The organism is Streptomyces sp. PL-25 (genome assembly GCF_058344915.1).
Window position 1 is genome coordinate 2,205,713 of sequence record NZ_CP136997.1, and the last position, 18,492, is coordinate 2,224,204.

The window sequence follows — 18,492 nt, forward strand, 5'->3', positions numbered from 1 at the left end:
GGCGGCCCCCTTCAGTCCAGGTAGCCGCGCAGCTGGTCGGCGAAGGTGTGGTCGCGCAGCTTGTTGAGGGTCTTGGACTCTATCTGGCGGATCCGCTCCCGGGTCACGCCGAACAGGCGCCCTATCTCCTCCAGGGTGCGCGGGCGCCCGTCCACCAGGCCGTAGCGGAGCTGGACGACCTTGCGCTCGCGCTCCCCCAGCGTGGAGAGCACCGCGTCCAGGTGCTGGCGCAGCAGCAGGAACGCGGCCGACTCCACGGGCGAGGCGGCGTCGCCGTCCTCGATGAGGTCGCCGAGGGCCACGTCGTCCTCCTCGCCGACCGGGGCGTGCAGCGAGACCGGCTCCTGCGCCAGCCGCAGCACCTCGCTGACCCGTTCGGGCGGCAGTTCGAGGTGGGCGGCGACCTCGGCCGCGGTGGGCTCGTAGCCGCGCTCCTGGAGCATCCGGCGCTGCACCCGCACCACCCGGTTGATCAGTTCGACGACGTGCACCGGTACGCGGATGGTGCGGGCCTGGTCGGCCAGTGCCCGGCTCATCGCCTGCCGGATCCACCAGGTCGCGTACGTCGAGAACTTGTAGCCGCGGGCGTAGTCGAACTTCTCCACCGCCCGGATCAGCCCGAGATTGCCCTCCTGGACCAGGTCCAGCATGGTCAGCCCGCGGCCGACGTAGCGCTTGGCGACCGACACCACCAGCCGCAGGTTGGCCTCGATGAGGCGGCGCTTGGCGAGGCGGCCCATGACGACCAGCCGGTCCAGGTCGCCCGCGAGCGCGCTGTCGAGGTCGTGGGCGCCGCTGAGCTTCTCCTCGGCGAAGAGACCGGCTTCGACCCGGCGGGCGAGGTCCACCTCCTCGGCCGCGCTGAGCAGCGGGATGCGGCCGATCTCCCGCAGGTACTGCCGGAACAGGTCCGCGGTGGGCCCGCCGCTGTCGGCGCGGGCCGGGACGGCGGCGGGCTCGGACGCCTCGTCGGGCTCACCGGCTTCGGCGGGCTCGGCGGCCTCGCCGGCCTCGGCGGCCTCGGACGCGCCGGGCTCCGGCTCGTCGGCGGGCGGCTCCTCCGGTTCGCCGGGCTCCGCCGCGTCCGGGTGGTGCGCGACCCGGTCCTGCGGGGGCACGGCCGCCGCCAGGACGAGATCGGTGGCGCTGTCGGCAGGGGTGATGAGGGTCTGGGTCTGCACGCGGGCGACCTCCAGGATGATCGCTGCTGACCTGTGCGGCAGCGGTACTCGGGGGACGGGGTCGACGGCCTCGCCGCTGTCCGTCCTGTACGCGATGAGCACGGCCGCGGGAGGAGAGACCCGTGGGGGGACGGACCGGCCGCGCTCCGGGGATCAGGCACCGGACCCCAGTGTGGAGTACGACACATCGCCGCCACGAGGGGCGTGCGGTGACTTTTTGCGTCCGGTCCGTCACGAGGCGGATATTCCGGCCGCTCGGACCCCGGAGAACCCTAGAGAGCGGCCGCGCCCTTGACCGCCAGGGCCTGGTCGTACTGCTGGAGGACCCACAGCTCGTTCTGCGCGGCGGCGAGGCCGGCGGGGTCACCGCCGGTGCCGAGGCGGGCCACGGTGCTGTTGAGGTCGCGGATGCGGCGTTCGACGGCGCGGCGGCGGACCCGGACCAGGACCTCGCCCGCGTACATCTCGTCGACCACGCGGCGCATGATCGCCTCCACGGCCAGCTCGGTGACCATGGCGCGGACCGTGTCGTCGGGGGCGGCCTCGCGGACGCGGACCAGGTACTCCTGCGGGTCGGCCGTGCCGTACTCGGCGCCGCCCGCGTCCAGGACCGCCTGGCGCACGGCCGCGTAGGGCGGGGCGGTGAACTCGTCCGCGCCGTACGCGTCGAAGGCCGGGGAGACCAGCTCCGGGCGTTGCAGCGCCAGCTTCAGCAGTTCGCGCTCGGCGGCGTGCACCGGGTTGCGCAGGTTCAGGGCGGGGCCGCTGGGCGCGGCGGGCCGCGCGGGGGCGGCGTACTGCTGCTGCGGGGGGCCCTGCCGGCGCTCGGGGCCGCCGCGGCCGCCGCGTTCGCGGGCCCAGCGGGCGAGCTGGGCGACCCGCTTGACCACGAACTGGGTGTCCAGGATGCCGAGCAGCCCGGCGAGCTGGACGGCGACCTCGTGCTGGGCGCCGCTGTTCTTGATCCGGGCGACGACCGGCGCGGCCTCGTCCAGGGCGGCGGCGCGGCCCGCCGGGGTGTCCAGGTCGTAGCGGGCGACGATCTGGCGCAGCGCGAACTCGAAGAGCGGGGTGCGCGGCTCCACGAGGTCGGTGACCGCGTCGTCGCCCTTGGCCAGGCGCAGCTCGCAGGGGTCCATGCCGTCGGGGGCGACGGCGATGTACGTCTCGGCGGCGAACTTCTGGTCGTCCTCGAAGGCGCGCAGCGCGGCCTTCTGGCCGGCCGCGTCGCCGTCGAAGGTGAAGATCACCCGGGCCGAGCCGTTGTCCATGAGCAGCCGGCGCAGGATCTTGATGTGGTCGCCGCCGAAGGCCGTGCCGCAGGTGGCGATGGCGGTGGTGACCCCGGCCAGGTGGCAGGCCATGACGTCGGTGTAGCCCTCGACGACGACCGCGCGGGACGCCTTGGCGATCTCCTTCTTGGCCAGGTCGATGCCGTACAGGACCTGGGACTTCCTGTAGACCGGGGTGTCCGGGGTGTTCAGGTACTTGGGGCCGTTGTCCGATTCGTAGAGCTTGCGGGCGCCGAAGCCGACGACCTCGCCGCCGATGTCGCGGATCGGCCACATCAGCCGGCCGCGGAAGCGGTCGATGGGCCCGCGGCGGCCCTCCTGGGCGAGGCCGGACAGGAGCAGTTCCTTGTCGGTGAAGCCCTTGCCGCGCAGGAAGCGGACCAGGTGGTCCCAGCCCTGCGGGCTGTAGCCGACGCCGAAGTGGACGGCGGCGCCCTGGTCGAAGCCGCGCTCGGCGAGGAAGACCCGGCCGGTCTCGGCCTCGGCGCTGCCCGCGAGCTGTTGCGCGTACCAGTCGGCGGCCAGTTTGTGCGCCTCGATCAGGCGGATGCGCTCGCCGCGCTGGTGGGAGGGGTTGTACCCGCCCTCCTCGTAGCGCAGGGTGATGCCGGCCTGGGCGGCGAGGCGCTCGACCGCCTCGGAGAAGGTGAGGTGGTCGACCTTCATCACGAACGTGATGGTGTCGCCGCCCTCCTGGCAGCCGAAGCAGTGGAAGAGTCCCTTGCTCGGGCTGACCTGGAAGGACGGCGACTTCTCGTCGTGGAAGGGGCACAGGCCCTTGAGGTTGCCGCCGCCCGCGCCGCGCAGCTGGAGGTACTCGGACACCACGGCGTCGATCGGGACCGCGTCCCGTACCGCCTTCACGTCCTCGTCGTTGATCCGTCCGGCCACGGGTGAATTCTACGGGGCCGCGGTGACACTCCCGTCCGGACAGGTCCTACGGGACGAGGGTGTCCAGCGGGACGTGCGGGTCGGCCAGCGCGTCGGTGTCCACCGGGGTCCTCGCGCGGATCAGGGCCTGGATCGGGTCCGTGACGTCCCACACGTTGACGTTCATCCCCGCGAGGACGCGGCCCTCCTTCACCCAGAACGCGATGAACTCGCGCTTGCCGGCGTCGCCGCGGATCACCACCTGGTCGTACGAGCCGGGCGGCGCCCAGCCGCTGTACTCCATGCCCAGGTCGTACTGGTCGGAGAAGAAGTACGGCACCCGGTCGTGGACGACGTCCCGGCCGAGCATCGCGCGGGCCGCGGCCGGGCCGCCGTTGAGCGCGTTGGCCCAGTGCTCCACCCGCAGCCGGGTCCCGAACAGGGCGTGCGGGAAGGCGGCCACGTCACCGGCGGCGAAGATGTCCGGGTCGGCGGTGCGCAGCCGCTCGTCGACGATCACACCGCCGCCGTGCGCCCGGTCGGCCAGCTCCAGGCCGGCCGCCTCGGCGAGCGAGACGCGCGGGGCGGCGCCGATCGCGGCGAGCACGTCGTGGCAGGGGTGCTCCTCGCCGTCGTCGGTGCGGGCGGCCAGCACCATGCCGTCCTGGCCGACGATCTCGGTCAGCCGGGCGCCGAAGTGGAAGCGGACGCCGTGCTCGCGGTGCAGCTCGGTGAAGAGCTGGCCCAGCTCGGGGCCGAGCACGCCGTGCAGCGGGGTGGCGGAGGGCTCGACGACGGTGACCTCCGCGCCGTAGGAGCGGGCCGCGGCGGCGACCTCCAGGCCGATCCAGCCGGCGCCCGCGATCACCAGATGGCCGTTGTCCCGGCCGAGGTGGGTGAGGACGTTCTTCAGGCGCTCGGCGTGGGCCAGGCGGCGCAGGTGGTGGACGCCGGCCAGGTCGGTGCCGGGGATGTCCAGGCGGCGCGGCTCGGCGCCGGTGGCCAGCAGCAGCTTGTCGTAGCGGACGTGGGTGCCGTCGTCGCCGTAGTGGACGGTCTTGGCGGCGCGGTCGACGGCGACGACGGTCTGGCCGAGGTGCAGCTCGATGTCATGGCGCGCGTACCAGGCCGGTTCCTGCACGAAGACGCTGTCGCGCTCGTCCTTGCCGAGCAGATAGCCCTTGGACAGCGGCGGGCGCTCGTAGGGGTGGTCGCGCTCGTCGCAGATGAGGATCACCCGGCCGCTGAAGCCTTCCGCGCGCAGCGTCTCGGCCGCCTTCGCGCCGGCCAGACCTCCTCCGACGATGACGAATGTCTGATCCGCGTCGACCACTTGTTGCCTCCTGCCGGGGGGCCGGGGGGTGTCCCCCGGAGAAACTGCGGGTGCCGCCACGTGCGAGCGTCCCGCGCGGAGCGTGATGCGGGAAGAGGGAGTGGCCCGATCAGGCCACGCAGGGTCACCCCGGGGCGCCGGGCCCCGGCACTGGGGTCACCCTGGCCCCATGCGTAACAGCGGTATCACGGCGGTCCGTAAGCGCGCTGTCAGTTCCATGACGTCATCCCTGCCCCGTCCGGGCCCCCGTCAGCCGTGCGTGAAGCGAGCGGGCCGAGACATCGGTGAGGGAGGCGATCTGGTCGACGATCACGCGCTTGCGGGCGCGGTCGTCGGCGGCCCGGGTGAACAGGGCGCGGAACTGCGGGTCCAGGCCCTCGGGGGCGCGCTCGGTGAGCGCGGCGGCCAGCTCGGCGACGACGATCCGCTGGTCGGCGCGGAGCCGCTCCTGCTCGTCGCGCTGCATGACGAAGCGGTCGGCGACGGCCTTGAGGACGGCGCACTCCATTCGGGTGCTCCTGGGGACGACCAGCTCCGCGCCGTACCGGGTCAGCCGGCCGTCGCCGTACGCCTGCCGGGTGGCGCCCTCGGCGGCCAGGCAGAAGCGGCCGATGAGCTGGCTGGTGGCGTCCTTCAGGCGGGCCTGGGCCATGGCGGAGCCGTCGTAGCCGTGCGGCCACCACTCCTGGTCGAGGAGGCGGTCCAGGGCCTCGGCCAGCTCCTCGGGCTCGGTGCCCGCCGGGACGTAGCGGCCGACGGCGACCGCGAAGACGGCCCGCCGCTCGGGCGCGGAGCGCAGGCAGCCGGGGTCGAGGTGGCCGGCGTGCAGGCCGTCCTCCACGTCGTGCACCGAGTACGCCACGTCGTCGGACCAGTCCATGACCTGGGCCTCGAAGCAGGTGCGGGTGCCGGGTGCGCCGCGGCGCACCCAGTCGAAGACCGGCCGGTCGTCCTCGTAGACCCCGAACTTGGGCGAGGCCGGGTCGGTGGGGTGGGCGCCGCGCGGCCAGGGGTACTTGGTGGCCGCGTCCAGGGCGGCCCGGGTGAGGTTCAGCCCGACGCTGACCGGTTCGTCCGCTCCGGGGCCGGTGACGAACCGCTTGGGCTCGATCCGGGTGAGCAGGCGCAGCGACTGGGCGTTGCCCTCGAAGCCGCCGCAGTCGTGCGCGAACTCGTTCAGCGCCTGTTCGCCGTTGTGCCCGAAGGGCGGGTGGCCCAGGTCGTGCGAGAGGCAGGCGGCCTCCACCAGGTCCGGGTCGCAGCCCAGGGCGGCGCCCAGCTCGCGGCCCACCTGCGCGCACTCCAGCGAGTGGGTGAGCCGGGTGCGGGGGCTGGCGTCCCACGCGCCGACGCCCTGCGGTGCCTTGTCCGGCGTGACCACCTGGGTCTTGCCGGCCAGCCGTCTGAGGGCCGCGGAGTGCAGCACCCGCGCGCGGTCGCGCTGGAACGCCGTACGCCCCGGCCGCTTGTCCGGCTCACCGGCCCAGCGGTCGATGGCCGCCGGGTCGTAGCCCTCGGGCGGAAGCTGGTTCTCGTACGGCGCCGCCGTCTCGGATGCGATCCCTGCCATGCCTCGACAGTACGGGCACCCACCGACAAGCGGGACGCGGCGGTGCGCTCCGGGCGGGGCCGCTCGGCGAGGGCCACGCGGGGGCGGGGCGGGGCGGGGCGGCCTCGCCGGGCGCGGCGGGTCGGGTGAGGGGCGGCGGGGCCGGGGACGTGGGCGGCGCGCGCGTAGGCGAGGCGGCCGGGCGCGGTGCGGCAGGGGACGAGGCGAGGCAAGGCGACGGCGATCCGGTGCCGGCTGCGCGCAGGCGTGGGGGCGTGCATGGCGGCCGGGACGGTGGGCGCGGTGGCCGAGGCGTGAGGGGGGACCGCGGGCATGCCGAGGCGGGTGGCCGACAGCCGGGCGATGCGGCGGGGGCCGGACGCGCGATCGCGTGCCCCGGGGCGCTGGAGCCCGTGGCAGTCGGCACGACCGCGTTCCCCCGGTGCGGCGCCGTGTCGGCGGGCGGGCACCGGGCCGCCTCGGTCGGCCGGTCGGCCGGTCGTGCGGCGCCCGCGCGAGCAGCGGACGCGGGCCGGGCAGGGCCACCACGCGCGCGCGTGCCGGTGCCGGTGCCGTCGCGGCTGCCGTGCGCCACGAGGAGAGTGCAGGTGGGCGGGCGGGTGAACCGGGGCGGGTCCTGGCTCGTCCTTGCTGATCGGGGCCCGTACCGCACACACGTGCGCGTACGGCCGTACGAGAGGGGGCCGGGCGATGCACTGGACACGCCGACCGGGATGGAGGCGGCCGCGGCTGCCGCGCACGCGGGCCGGGCAGCGGCGGCTGGTGCGGGCCGTGGTGGCGGTGTGCGTGCTGGCGCTGCTGCCGGCGACCTGGCTGTACGTCACGACCGGGGACCGGCTGCGCACCACGGCCGACGCGCCGCGCACCGACGTCGCCGTGGTGTTCGGCGCGGGCCTGTGGCACGGCGAGCCGTCGCCGTACCTGGCGCACCGCCTGGACGCGGCGGCGCGGCTCTACCGGGACGGCAGGATCAAGGTCGTCCTGGTGACCGGCGACAACAGCCGGGAGGACTACGACGAACCGGACGCCATGCGCACGTACCTGACCGGGCACGGCGTACCGGCCGGCCGGATCGTCACGGACTACGCGGGTTTCGACACCTGGGACTCCTGTGTGCGGGCGAAGAAGATCTTCGGTGTGGACCGGGCGGTGCTGGTCAGCCAGGGCTTCCATATCCGGCGGGCGGTGGCGCTGTGCGAGGCGGCGGGCATCGACTCCTACGGTGTCGGGGTGGACGCCGTGCACGACGCCACCTGGTACTACGGCGGCGCGCGGGAGGTGTTCGCGGCCGGGAAGGCGGCGCTGGACGCGGTCTTCCGGCCGGACCCGACCTTCCTGGGGCCGAAGGAGCCCGGGGTGGCGCGGGCGCTGGCCGACGCGCGCTGAGCGTCCTTCCCCTGGCCGGGACGCCGGTGTCGGCCTAGGTCCACCGGAGGAGACCGGTCGGGACCGGGGGTCCGGGCGTCGGCGGGGCGCGTCGGCGTAGGTTCGGGGCATGTCCCACGCCGAGACCAGCGAGACCTCCGAGCCCAGCGAGACCAGTGCGGCCAGCGCGACCAGTGCGGCCAGTGCGACCAGCGCGACCAGCGCGACCGACAAGACCAGCGAGACCAGCGAGACCGACACCGCTTCGGCCGCCCCCGCGGGTGAGCCGTTCGACCTCGACGCGTATCTCGCGCGCATCGGCCTGCGGGGCGAGCGGCGCGCCGGGCTCGCGACGCTGCGCGAGGTGCACCTGGCGCACGCCCTGTCCGTCCCGTTCGAGAACCTGGACGCGCTGGCGGGCCGGGCGCCCTCGCTGGCGCCCGCCGATCTGGTGGCCAAGATGGTGCGCGGCCGGCGCGGGGGCTACTGCTACGAGCAGAACACGCTGCTCGCGCTGGCCCTCCGGGCGCTCGGTTTCGAGGTGTCCGGGCTGGCGGGGCGCGTGGTGCTGGGCGCCGACGACCCGGAGAGCCGGCCGCGTACGCACATGATGCTGCGGGTGGCCGTGCCGGGCGAGGCGCGGCCGTATCTGGCGGACGTGGGCTTCGGGGCGACCGGCGCGCTGCTGGAGCCGGTGCCGCTGGCCGTAGGGCCCGAGTTCGCGGGGGCCGGGCGGCGCCACCGGCTCGTACGGCTGCCGCACGGCGGCCCGCTGGAGCTGTGGGCGCTACAGGCGTACGACCCCGGGGCGGCGGACTGGATCGCCCAGTACGCCTTCACGCAGGAGCGGTTCGTCGCCACCGACTTCGAGGTGGCCAACTGGTACGTCGCCACCCATCCTCGCTCCCCCTTCACCCGCCGCGCCTACCTCCAGCGGACCACCGCCGGGCGCCATGTCTGCCTGGACGGCGCCCGGTTCACCGAGACCCTCGCCGACGGCACGGTGACCGGGCGGACGCTCACGGACGAGGCGGAGGCGCGGCGCGTGGCCGAGGAGGAGTTCGGCATCGCCGTGCCCGAGGGGCTGCGGCTGCTGGGCTGAGCTGAGCTGAACCGATCCCGGCGGGTGGGCGGGTGGCGGGGGCATGCCTCCGCCACCCGCCCACCCCCTCTTTCCGATCCCTCTCCCGAACCGCTCTCCCCGTTCATCCGACCGTGCGGGCGCTATGGACATGACATGTCATGCCCACTTAAATCTCAGTCACCGTCAGCGCCACCCCCACGCGCCCCCCGAGGGCGCCCGCGCTCAAGGAGACCGATGAGCAGTCGGACACGGCACACCCGAGGTTCCCGCCTGGCCGCGGCCGCAGGGGCCGCCACCGCCGCCACCCTGCTGGCCGCCGTACTCTCCCCCGCCGCGCACGCGGGCCCCGGACCCGACCGGACCACCGCCGTCCACAACGCCGCCTCGGCGCTCGCGGGCCACGCCGGCGCCCTGGGGCTCACCTCCGCCGAGCACACCGCCGTGCGGGACGTGATCGTCGACAAGGACGGCACGCAGCACGTCCGCTACGACCGCACCTACGACCGACTGCCCGTGCTGGGCGGCGACTTCGTGGTCCACCTGGCCCCGGACGGGGCGTACCGGGGCGCGGACCGCGCCACCCACGGCACGATCGCACTGGCGACCACCACCCCGGCGCTCACCGCCCCGAAGGCCGCCGACCTGGCCGAGCGCGCCCTGCGCGGCGCGCACGCCGGGACCCGGTTCCAGCAGGTCAAGGCCCGGCCGAGCCTGGTCGTCGACGCCCTGCACGGCAGTCCGCGGCTGGCCTGGCGCACGGTCGCCGCCGGTCTGGACTCGCTCGGCAACCCGGTCGCCCGTACCGTCCTGACCGACGCGCACACCGGGGCGCAGATCGACGCCTGGGACAGCATCGAGACGGCGACCGGCGACGGCAAGTCCCTCTACAGCGGGACGGTCGCGCTGGAGACGACCCAGTCCGGCTCGTCGTACCAGCTCAAGGACCCGACGCGGGGCAACACGTACACCGGTGACGCGGAGAACAAGACCGACCTGTGCATCTTCGGCATCTGCTTCCAGCGGGCCCCCGCGACCCTGTTCACGGACGCCGACAACCACTGGGGCACGGGCGCGACGGCGGACCGGGCCTCGGCGGCGGTGGACGCCCAGTACGGCACGGACGAGACCTGGGACTACTACAAGAACGTCCACGGCCGCACCGGCATAGCGGGCGACGGCAAGGGCTCGTACAACCGCGTCCACTACGGCACCAACTACAACAACGCCTTCTGGGACGACAGTTGCTTCTGCATGACGTACGGCGACGGTGACGGCACGACCTTCGGTCCGCTGGTCGCCCTCGACGTCGCCGGGCACGAGATGTCGCACGGCGTGACGTCCAAGACGGCGGCGCTGACGTACTCGGGCGAGTCCGGCGGGCTCAACGAGGCCACCTCCGACATCCTCGGCACCCTGGTCGAGTGGTACGCGGCCAACCCCGCCGACCCCGGCGACTACCTGATCGGCGAGGAGATCGTCCGCTCCGGCTTCGGCGGCACCGCCCTGCGCTACATGGACAAGCCCTCCAGGGACGGCAACTCGGCCGACTGCTGGAGCAGTTCGGTGGGCAACCTCGACGTCCACTACTCCTCGGGCGTCGCCAACCACTTCGCCTACCTGCTCGCCGAGGGCAGCGGCGCCAAGACCGTGAACGGCGTCTCCTACAACTCCCCCACCTGCAACAGCTCCACGGTCACCGGCATCGGCCACGACAAGCTCGGCAAGATCTGGTACCGCGCCCTCACGGTCTACATGACCTCCTCCACCAACTACGCGGCCGCCCGCACCGCCACCCTCAACGCCGCCAAGGACCTCTACGGCTCCGGCAGCGCGGAGTACAACGCGGTGGCGGCGGCCTGGAGCGCGGTGAGCGTGAACTGACACCCGCCCCCACCGGCCACAGCGGCCGCTCGGACCACACGTCCGGGCGGCCGTCGTCGTGCACACGAGGGCCCGCCCCGCCCCTTAACTCCCGTACGGCCGCCGCTCCCTCGCCTCGCGCAGGGCGTGGCCCCACCAGGTCAGCTGGTCGAGCATGGCCTTGGCTGCGGCGTCGGGGGCGGTCGGGTCCTTGGGGTGGCCGGTGTCGTCGAAGGAGGCGCCGGCGTTGTGGAAGGAGACGGTGTCGCGGACGGTGACCGCGTGCAGCTCGGCGAAGATCTGCCGCAGGTGCTCGACGGCGCGCAGACCGCCGGCGAGGCCGCCGTAGGAGGCGAGGGCGACCGGCTTGGCCTGCCACTCGGTGAAGTGCCAGTCGATGAGGTTCTTGAGGCCGGCCGGGACGGAGTGGTTGTACTCGGGGGTCAGCACGACGAACGCGTCCGCCCCCACGAGTTTCGGGGTGATCTCCGCGAGCGCGGCCCGCGCCTGCGGGCCGGGGTCCAGGCTGGTCGGGAGCGCGGCGGTGTCGGCCACGTCCACGACCTCGACGGCGAGGCCGGTGCGGGCGCGCAGATGGGTGAGGAGCCAGTCGGCGACCACGGGTCCGAAGCGGCCGTGCCGGTTGCTGCCGAGGACGAGGGTGACCTTCAGGGGCGCGCCGGGCGCGGTGGTGGTGTCCATGCGGCACAGCCTGGTAGCTCAACCAAGGTTGAGGTCAAGCGGCGGCCCGGCGCCCGGTCCGCGCACCCCGGTCACCCGTTCACCCCCGCACCGGGCACCCTTCGGGAAATTTCCGACACACCGTCAGGGGCATACGCCCTGACCTGCGGGAACGTCGCACCTTCCGGCGCCCGAGGCGGGCGCGGCGGCACCCGTTCACCGTATTTCTGACGGCCCCTCAGGAAGCGCGTGGGCGGCTGTGCCACTTACCTCGGAAGGGCAGGGACGCGACGACGGCGGCACATGCGGGTGCCGCGGCCGTGTCCCGACCGCTGAGCAGCTCTAAGGAGCACCGATGCGACGTACCGCACGTCTGCCGGCCGGGGCCGTGACCGGGGCCGCGCTCGCCGTCGCCGCCGTGAGCGGCCTCGCCGCGCCCGCGTACGGCGCGGACACCGCTCCCGTGGCCACGCGCCCCCTCGGCTCGGCCGCGAGCGGCCTGGAGGTGTACCCCACCTCGGTGGTGCCGGGCGGGCAGGTCACCGTGAACACCACCGCGTGCGGCGGGAAGTCCTCCGCGGCGGGCGACGCCAGCGCGGTCGGCGCGGGTCCCTTCACCCTGGCGCCGAGCGAGCGGGACGACGCGATCGGCCGCTTCCGGGTGCCGGAGAGCGCGCAGCCGGGGACGTACGAGATCGTCGCGGAGTGCGCCGAGGGCGGCCGGGAGATCAAGGGCGACCTGGTCGTCACGTTGACGGCGGCACAGGGGCAGCAGGTGCAGCCCCGCGGAAGTGTGAAGACGGGGGTCGGCGGCGCTCTGGGCCACGACCCCGTGCAGACCGCGGCCGGCGTGGCGGCTCTCGCCGTCGCCGCCGCGGGCGGTACCTGGCTCCTGCATCGCCGGGCGAGAGGCGACGGGATCTGACGGACACCCTCCGCTGTCCGTCGGCCGGTACCGCACGTCCCCTCCCCCTCCGGGTGCGACGCCCCTCGCGGCCCGGAGGGGAAGGGGACACGACCGCAGGACCCGCCCCGACACGAGGAAATACGGAGAGGGGTACGCATGCGCAGGATCGGCGACTGTGCGATAGCCGCCGTCACCGTCGTCAGCCTCTGCTGCGGCGTGTGGCTGCTGCACGGTGAGGGCGCCACGCACGCCCCGCCCCAGCCCGCCGCGGCCGAGGGCACCCCGGACCCGGGCGAGGAGCGGCTGAGCGCGCCCGCGCTGCCGCCCTCCCCGCCCGTCCGGATCCGCATCCCCTCGATCCGGGTGGACGCTCCCCTGACGGGCCTGGGCCTCACCGCCTCCGGCAGCCTCGCCGTGCCGCCGGCCGCCGACAAGAACCTGGCCGGGTGGTACGAGGCCGGGACCACTCCCGGCGAGCGCGGCACCGCGATCGTGGCCGGTCATGTCGACAACACCCAGGGCCCCGCCGTCTTCTACGACCTCGGCGCGCTGAAGAAGGGCAGCGTGATCGAGGTGGACCGCCGCGACGGCGGTGTCGCGGTGTTCACCGTGGACGCGATCGAGGTGTACGCGGCGAAGGACTTCCCCGACCAGAAGGTGTACGGCGCCGCGCCCCGCCCCGAGCTGCGGGTGATCACCTGCGGCGGCGGCTACTCCCGGGCCACCGGCTACCAGGGCAACGTGGTCGTCTTCGCCCATCTGACGGGCAGCCGCTGACTCCGCGGGCAGGCGGTCCGCCGCGCTACGCCACCCACTGCTCGTAGGCGAGGTTCACCACCAGCGCGCACACCACCGTCAGCAGCACGACGCGGACGAAGCCGCTGCCCTTCTTCAGCGCGGTGCGGGCGCCCAGCATGCCGCCCGCCAGGTTGAACACCGCCATCAGGGCCGCCAGTTCCCACAGCACCGCGCCCTGCCAGGCGAAGGTGGCCAGGGCACCGGCGTTGGTGCAGCAGTTGACGATCTTGGCGGTGGCGGAGGCGGTCACCAGGTCCAGGTGCAGGACGGCGGTCAGCGCCAGCACCAGGAAGGTACCGGTGCCGGGGCCGATGAAGCCGTCGTAGAAGCCGATGCCGAGGCCCGCCAGGCCGATCGCCGCCAGGATCTGCCGCCGGGTGGCCGGGCCGGGCGCCGGGGCGGCGCCGAAGGCGGGCCGCAGGATCACGAAGGCCCCGACCGCGAGCAGCACCACCATGATCAGCGGCTTGAGCACATCGGTGCTCATCCCGGCCGCGAAGAAGGCACCGGCGCAGGACCCGGCGAGCGCCGCGAGTCCGATGCGCACCGCCGTGCGCACGTCCACGGGCGCCCGGCGGGCGTAGGTGACCGCCGCGCCGGTCGTCCCGACGATCGCGACCGCCTTGTTGGTGCCCAGCGCGGACGCGGCCGGTGTGGATCCCGGCAGCCCCAGCAGCAGCACCGGCAACAGCAGCAGCCCGCCCCCGCCGACCACGGCGTCGATCCACCCCGCCGCGAGCGCGGCGAGACACAGCAGGGCGATCACGGTCAGCGATATGTCGGGCATGATCATGACCCTAGGCAAGGGCGGGTGCGTGATCCATGCATCTGAGCGACTTCTGAGGTCCGCCCCTCCCTCGACCGGCCGCTTACTTGACCGTGCGTTTCAGAAAGGGCTAGCCTTCCGTACGTGGCCAGGACCAAGGAGTTCGATCCGGACGCCGCGTTGCAGTCGGCCCTGGAGCTGTTCTGGCGGCGTGGCTACGAGGCGACGTCGATGGCGGACCTCGTGGCGCACCTCGGCATCGGGCGCGCCAGTCTGTACGCGACGTTCGGCAGCAAGCACGAGCTGTACCTCAAGGCGTTCGACCGGTACTGCGAGAACAGCGACGCGGTGCTGCTGCGGGAGCTGTCCCAGCCGGGGCCCGCGCTGCCCGCGGTGCGGGCGGTGATCCGGCGGTTCGCCGGCGAGGCCACCTCGGAGCAGCGGGAGTGCGGCTGCTTCGTGACGAACACGGCGGCCGAGCTTGCGCCGCACGACCCCGAGGCGGCGCGCCGCGTCGAGCAGCGCTGGGACTACATGGAGACGCTGCTGGGCTCGGCGCTGACCCGCGCGCGGGCCCAGGGCGAGCTGGGCGCCGAGCGCGATCCGCGCGCCCTGGCCCGGATGCTGCTGGTGCTGATGCAGGGCATGCGGGTGGTGGGCAAGGCCACCCGCGACCCGGCCCGGGTCCGCGACGCGACCGAGCAGGCCCTGGCCCTGCTCGGCTGATCCGCCGCCCCCTCGCACGCGGGGGCGTTTTCTTCGGCCTTCATACTGAACCGTTCGGTCAAATAAAGACCCACCACCCAGAGCTGCCCAAAGGGGAGATCATGACCACCCAGAGCACCCGGCCCGCCGGACGCTTCGACGGCCGGACCGTGCTGGTCACCGGCGCGGGCTCGGGCATCGGCCGGGCGACGGCCCGCGCGTTCGCCGCCGAGGGCGCCCGGGTCGTCGTCGCCGGACGCCGCCCGGAGCCGCTGGCCGAGACGGTCGCGCTGATCGAGGAGGCGGGCGGCACGGCGCTCGCGGTGGCCGCGGACGTCTCCCGCGCCGCCGACGCCGAGGCGCTGGTCCGGACCGCCGTGGACCGCTTCGGCTCGCTCGACGTCGCCGTCAACAACGCGGGCGTCTTCCGGGGCGGCACGCCCCTGGCCGAGCTGCCCGAGGACGACTGGCACACCCAGCTCGCCGTCAACGTCACCGGCGTCCACCTGGCCCTCCAGGCGCAGATCCGCCGGATGCGGACCCAGCCGTCCGGCGGCGCGATCGTCAACGTGTCCTCCACCTTCGGCCCGCACACGACCTCGCCGGGCGCCGCCGCCTACTCCGCCACCAAGGCCGCCGTGACCGCGCTCAGCCGGGGCGCGGCCCTGGACCACATCGGCGACGGCGTCCGCGTCAACGTGGTCAGCCCCGGCGCGACCGCCACCGGGATGTCGCTGCGCCCCGGCGAGACGGAGGAGGGCCGCACCGAGCGGGCCCGCGCCACCCTCCCCCTCGGCCGGGTCTCCGCCACCGAGGAGGTCGCCGCCGCCATCCTCTACCTGGCCTCCGACGACGCGGCCTCGCTCGTCGGCACCGATCTGGTCGTGGACAGCGGCGGCTCGCTGTGACGCCGTGGCGCGCCCCGGCCGCGGCGTCAGTCGATCCCGGAGCGCTCCACTCCCGCCACGATCCACCGCTGGAAGCACAGGAACACCGCGAGCAGCGGCAGGATCGAGACGGCCGCGGCCACGAACAGCTCGTGCAGCCGCACCACTTGGGCGGTGGTGAAGGAGGACAGGGCGACCTGGACCGTCCAGGCGCTCTGGTCCTGGCCGATGACCAGCGGCCACAGGAAGGAGTTCCAGGCGCCGAGGAAGACGATCGTGCCGACGGCCGCGAACACCGGCCGGGCGTTCGGCACGACGATCAGCCAGTAGGTCCGCCAGTAGCCGAGCCCGTCGACCTGCGCGGCGTCCTCCAGCTCGCGCGGGAAGCCCAGGAAGTACTGCCGGAAGACGAAGCAGGCGAAGGCGGAGAACAGGGTGGGGACGATCAGTCCGCGCAGGGTGGAGATCCAGCCCAGCGACGACACCAGCACGAAGCTGGGCACGAAGGTGACGGCGGCCGGGACCATGAGGGTGCCCAGGACGGCGTAGAAGACCTTGTTCGCGTGCCGGTAGGGGATGCGGGCCAGGCCGTAGCCCGCGAGGGAGGCGAGGACCAGGGTGCCGAGCGTGGTGGCGACCGCGATCAGCGCGGAGTTCAGCAGCGAGCGGGCGAACGGCACGGAGGTGTCGTCGAACAGCTCGCGGACGTTGCCCCAGCGCAGCTCGGAGGGGAAGAGTGTCCAGTCGGGCGAGGTGATGTCCTGCTCACTGGACAGGCCGTTGCGCACCAGCAGGTAGAAGGGGACCAGGAAGAGCAGGGCGAGCGCGATCAGCAGCACGAGGCGCAGCGCCCGCCCGGCCCGGACCAGGGCGTCATCCATCGGCATCCGTCCTTCCCAGTCCGAACCAGCGGGCCTGGCCCACCGTGACGACCGCGATGATCAGGGCGAGGATCACCGCGCCCGCGCTGCCCGTCCCGAGGTTCTGCCCCTGGCCGAGGGCGGTGTAGTAGAGGTAGACGAGCGGCGGGCGGGCATAGGGCGGGTAACCGCGGGCGTCGGAGAGCAGGTTGTAGAACTCGTCGAAGGACTGGAAGGCGTTGACGACGAGGAGCAGCACCACCGCGACGGAGGTGGCGCGCAGTTGGGGCAGCGTGATGTGGCGCAGCACCTGCGGTCCGGGCCGGGCGCCGTCCACGGCGGCGGCCTCGTAGAGCACCGGGTCGATCCGCTGGAGCCCGGCCAGGAAGAGGATCATGTAGAAGCCCGCCTGGAGCCACAGCCGTACGGTGACGATGACCAGCCAGTACCAGGGCGGGTGGGTGGTGGACAGCCAGGCCACCGGCTCGGCGCCGAAGGCGTCCAGGACGGTGTTGGCCAGGCCGAACCGGACCCCGTTGAAGATCGACATCTTCCAGATCAGCGCGGCCACGACATAGCTGCACGCGGCCGGCAGGAAGAACACCGACCGGAAGAACGCCTGCGCCCGGCGCACCCGGTTGACCATGAGGGCGAGCGCCAGCGACAGGACATAGGTGGCCGGGACGATGAACGCGGTGAACAGCAGGAAGGTGCGCAGACTGCCGGTGAAGGCGCCGTCCGACAGCATCGCGGTGTAGTTGCCGAGGCCGACGAAGCGGGTGGGCGTGACGGTGTTGTGCGCGTCGAAGAAGCTGAGGCCGACGCTCCACAGCAGCGGGACGTAGGTGAACAGGGCGAGCCCGGCGGCGAAGGGCCCGACGAACACCCAGAACCACAGGGTGCGCCGCCGGGTGAGGCCGCGGCGGGCCGCCGCCGTGCGGTCGCCCGGTGCGCGCTCGCCGCCCGCCCGGGGGCCCGTGGCGGGGCCGGCCACCGTACGGCTGCTCACGGCTTCTTGTTCCGTACGCGGTCGAGCTCGGCCGTCACCTTCCGCAGCACCGACCGCAGTTCGGCGTCCGGGTCGGCGCCGTCCTTGATGATCCGGCTCAGCGCGTCCTGGTAGGCGGTGCGAGCGGCCGGGGTCCACAGCAGGGGCTCGGCGTGGCCGTGGTCGGTGGTGAGGCGGACCGCCTCGGCGGCGGCGCCCGTGCGCAGCTTGGCGGCCTTCTTCGCCAGCGAGATCCGGGCCGGGATGTGGAAGCCGTAGGAGAGCGCGAAGTCCTCCTGGTCGTCGGTGCGTTCGACCCATAGCCACTTCACGTACGCCTCGGCGGCCTCCCGGTCGCGGCTGCGGGCGCTGACGGCGGCGGCGTACGCCCCGACCGGCACGGCGGGCCGTCCGGCCGGGCCGTCCTTCGGGAACGGCAGCACCCCGAAGTCGTCGCCGAGTTCCTTCTGCACCTGGGGCAGCGCCCACAGCCCGGACCACTGCATGGCGGTCAGGCCCTGGAGGAAGGCGGACGGGTCGGACCAGTCCGCGGGGGCGCCGAGCAGCAGCGACCTGTCGGCGTAGAGCCTGCGGATCTTGGCGAGGGCGCGGGCGGCGGCCGGGTCGTCGAAGCCGGGCCTGCCGTCGTCGGTGACGAGCTGGAGTCCGGCCGCGTACAGGGGAGTTCCGCCGAGGACGCCCGCGCCGCCGTCGTTGCCGAGGAAGAGGCCCTTGGTCTTCCTGGTGGTGAGCTTCTTCGCGGCGTCGACGAGCGCGTCGAGGGTGCCGGGCGGTTCGAGACCGGCGTCCTTCAGCAGGCTCTTGCGGTAGTAGAGCATCTGCATGTCGACGACCTGCGGGACGCCCCAGATCTTCCCGTCGTACTTCTTCGGGGCGAGCACCGCCGGGTTGAAGTCGTCCTCCACCCCGGCGAGCAGGGCGGTGAGGTCGGCGACCTGGCCGCCCTGGATCTGGTCCAGGGTGGGCCCGTCGACCTCGAAGACGTCGGGACCGGAGTCGGTCAGCAGGGCGGCGGCGGTCTGCCGGTCGTAGTCGCCCGGCCGCCACTGCACGGTGACGCGCGCCTTCTCGTACGCGGCGGCGTACCGCTTGACCGCCTGCTCGGTGCCCGGCTCGCCGTACTGGTGGTACCACTGCGACAGCGCGGGCCCCGAGCCGCCGCCCCCGCGCCCGGTGTTGCCGCCGCAGGCGGTCAGCAGTCCGCCGCCCGCGACGGCCCCGGCGGCGAGCAGTGCTCTGCGGCTGATGGTCATCTGCGCCCCCTGGCGTTCGTGTCCCCGCACCTGTGCCCGGTGCCGTATGCCCTGCCACGCGGCCGCACACC

General features: G+C 73.8%; 16 protein-coding genes. 7 read left to right on the plus strand and 9 right to left on the minus strand.

What is annotated here, in order from left to right; all coding sequences use genetic code 11:
• Positions 1-11: 11 nt before the first annotated feature.
• The 4 genes from R4Z62_RS09825 to R4Z62_RS09840 form a co-directional block, all read right to left on the minus strand.
• Complete coding sequence (locus R4Z62_RS09825; RefSeq protein ID WP_491519591.1) at positions 12-1,283, minus strand: RNA polymerase sigma factor; 1,272 nt, start codon at positions 1,281-1,283, stop codon at positions 12-14.
• Between the two features lie 170 nt (positions 1,284-1,453).
• Complete coding sequence (gene dnaG, locus R4Z62_RS09830; protein WP_491519592.1) at positions 1,454-3,364, minus strand: DNA primase; 1,911 nt, start codon at positions 3,362-3,364, stop codon at positions 1,454-1,456.
• 46 nt (positions 3,365-3,410) lie between these two features.
• A complete protein-coding gene (locus R4Z62_RS09835) occupies positions 3,411-4,676 on the minus strand; it encodes an NAD(P)/FAD-dependent oxidoreductase (RefSeq protein WP_064533037.1) in 1,266 nt (421 codons plus the stop codon).
• A gap of 223 nt (positions 4,677-4,899) precedes the next feature.
• Positions 4,900-6,246 (minus strand): deoxyguanosinetriphosphate triphosphohydrolase, encoded by a 1,347-nt coding sequence (locus R4Z62_RS09840; protein WP_385490125.1) that lies wholly within the window; start codon positions 6,244-6,246, stop codon positions 4,900-4,902.
• Between the two features lie 690 nt (positions 6,247-6,936).
• Between R4Z62_RS09840 and R4Z62_RS09845 the strand changes: the two genes are divergently transcribed.
• The 3 genes from R4Z62_RS09845 to R4Z62_RS09855 all read left to right on the plus strand — a co-directional run bounded on the left by R4Z62_RS09845 (position 6,937) and on the right by R4Z62_RS09855 (position 10,576).
• Positions 6,937-7,632 carry a SanA/YdcF family protein gene (locus tag R4Z62_RS09845; RefSeq protein WP_385490128.1) on the plus strand — a complete coding sequence of 232 codons (696 nt, stop codon included), beginning with the start codon at positions 6,937-6,939 and terminating at the stop codon, positions 7,630-7,632.
• 109 nt (positions 7,633-7,741) lie between these two features.
• Positions 7,742-8,713, plus strand: coding sequence for an arylamine N-acetyltransferase family protein (locus R4Z62_RS09850; RefSeq protein WP_491519593.1), 972 nt, complete (start codon positions 7,742-7,744; stop codon positions 8,711-8,713).
• Positions 8,714-8,929: 216 nt separating this feature from the next.
• Entirely contained in the window at positions 8,930-10,576 is a 1,647-nt protein-coding gene (locus R4Z62_RS09855) for a M4 family metallopeptidase (protein WP_491519594.1), read from the plus strand.
• Positions 10,577-10,660: 84 nt separating this feature from the next.
• Here the strand turns inward: R4Z62_RS09855 and R4Z62_RS09860 are convergent, their stop codons facing one another.
• Positions 10,661-11,257 carry an NADPH-dependent FMN reductase gene (locus tag R4Z62_RS09860; RefSeq protein WP_491519595.1) on the minus strand — a complete coding sequence of 199 codons (597 nt, stop codon included), beginning with the start codon at positions 11,255-11,257 and terminating at the stop codon, positions 10,661-10,663.
• Positions 11,258-11,591: 334 nt separating this feature from the next.
• Between R4Z62_RS09860 and R4Z62_RS09865 the strand changes: the two genes are divergently transcribed.
• Complete coding sequence (locus R4Z62_RS09865; RefSeq protein ID WP_064533041.1) at positions 11,592-12,161, plus strand: GVDTG sorting domain-containing protein; 570 nt, start codon at positions 11,592-11,594, stop codon at positions 12,159-12,161.
• Between the two features lie 138 nt (positions 12,162-12,299).
• Positions 12,300-12,920, plus strand: a complete 621-nt coding sequence (locus R4Z62_RS09870) for a class F sortase (protein WP_491519596.1) — start codon at positions 12,300-12,302, stop codon at positions 12,918-12,920.
• Positions 12,921-12,945: 25 nt separating this feature from the next.
• Here the strand turns inward: R4Z62_RS09870 and R4Z62_RS09875 are convergent, their stop codons facing one another.
• A complete protein-coding gene (locus R4Z62_RS09875) occupies positions 12,946-13,728 on the minus strand; it encodes a sulfite exporter TauE/SafE family protein (RefSeq protein ID WP_491519597.1) in 783 nt (260 codons plus the stop codon).
• A gap of 123 nt (positions 13,729-13,851) precedes the next feature.
• On the opposite strand from R4Z62_RS09875, the gene R4Z62_RS09880 reads away from it, so the two are divergent.
• Both R4Z62_RS09880 and R4Z62_RS09885 read left to right on the plus strand, forming a co-directional pair.
• Entirely contained in the window at positions 13,852-14,433 is a 582-nt protein-coding gene (locus tag R4Z62_RS09880; protein ID WP_355483874.1) for a TetR/AcrR family transcriptional regulator, read from the plus strand.
• 101 nt (positions 14,434-14,534) lie between these two features.
• Entirely contained in the window at positions 14,535-15,320 is a 786-nt protein-coding gene (locus R4Z62_RS09885; RefSeq protein ID WP_064533044.1) for an SDR family NAD(P)-dependent oxidoreductase, read from the plus strand.
• Positions 15,321-15,346: 26 nt separating this feature from the next.
• Here the strand turns inward: R4Z62_RS09885 and R4Z62_RS09890 are convergent, their stop codons facing one another.
• From R4Z62_RS09890 to R4Z62_RS09900, 3 genes are read right to left on the minus strand one after another with little or no spacing between them, the layout of a single operon-like run.
• A complete protein-coding gene (locus R4Z62_RS09890; protein WP_385490141.1) occupies positions 15,347-16,180 on the minus strand; it encodes a carbohydrate ABC transporter permease in 834 nt (277 codons plus the stop codon).
• The gene (locus R4Z62_RS09895) at positions 16,173-17,168 is read right to left on the minus strand and encodes a carbohydrate ABC transporter permease (protein ID WP_382851424.1); all 996 of its coding nucleotides are present in this window, start codon (positions 17,166-17,168) and stop codon (positions 16,173-16,175) included. Before R4Z62_RS09895 ends, R4Z62_RS09890 begins: the two co-directional genes overlap by 8 nt.
• Complete coding sequence (locus tag R4Z62_RS09900) at positions 17,165-18,421, minus strand: ABC transporter substrate-binding protein (RefSeq protein WP_491519598.1); 1,257 nt, start codon at positions 18,419-18,421, stop codon at positions 17,165-17,167. Before R4Z62_RS09900 ends, R4Z62_RS09895 begins: the two co-directional genes overlap by 4 nt.
• Positions 18,422-18,492: the final 71 nt, after the last annotated feature.

Coding starts and splice junctions, on each gene's coding strand:
- R4Z62_RS09865 (WP_064533041.1), top strand. CDS start 11,592: ATGCGACGTACCGCACGTCTGCCGGCCGGGGCCGTGACCGGGGCCGCG.
- R4Z62_RS09845 (WP_385490128.1), top strand. CDS start 6,937: ATGCACTGGACACGCCGACCGGGATGGAGGCGGCCGCGGCTGCCGCGC.
- R4Z62_RS09900 (WP_491519598.1), bottom strand. CDS start 18,421: ATGACCATCAGCCGCAGAGCACTGCTCGCCGCCGGGGCCGTCGCGGGC.
- R4Z62_RS09850 (WP_491519593.1), top strand. CDS start 7,742: ATGTCCCACGCCGAGACCAGCGAGACCTCCGAGCCCAGCGAGACCAGT.
- R4Z62_RS09860 (WP_491519595.1), bottom strand. CDS start 11,257: ATGGACACCACCACCGCGCCCGGCGCGCCCCTGAAGGTCACCCTCGTC.
- R4Z62_RS09885 (WP_064533044.1), top strand. CDS start 14,535: ATGACCACCCAGAGCACCCGGCCCGCCGGACGCTTCGACGGCCGGACC.
- R4Z62_RS09855 (WP_491519594.1), top strand. CDS start 8,930: ATGAGCAGTCGGACACGGCACACCCGAGGTTCCCGCCTGGCCGCGGCC.
- R4Z62_RS09890 (WP_385490141.1), bottom strand. CDS start 16,180: ATGGATGACGCCCTGGTCCGGGCCGGGCGGGCGCTGCGCCTCGTGCTG.
- R4Z62_RS09875 (WP_491519597.1), bottom strand. CDS start 13,728: ATGCCCGACATATCGCTGACCGTGATCGCCCTGCTGTGTCTCGCCGCG.
- R4Z62_RS09870 (WP_491519596.1), top strand. CDS start 12,300: ATGCGCAGGATCGGCGACTGTGCGATAGCCGCCGTCACCGTCGTCAGC.
- R4Z62_RS09840 (WP_385490125.1), bottom strand. CDS start 6,246: ATGGCAGGGATCGCATCCGAGACGGCGGCGCCGTACGAGAACCAGCTT.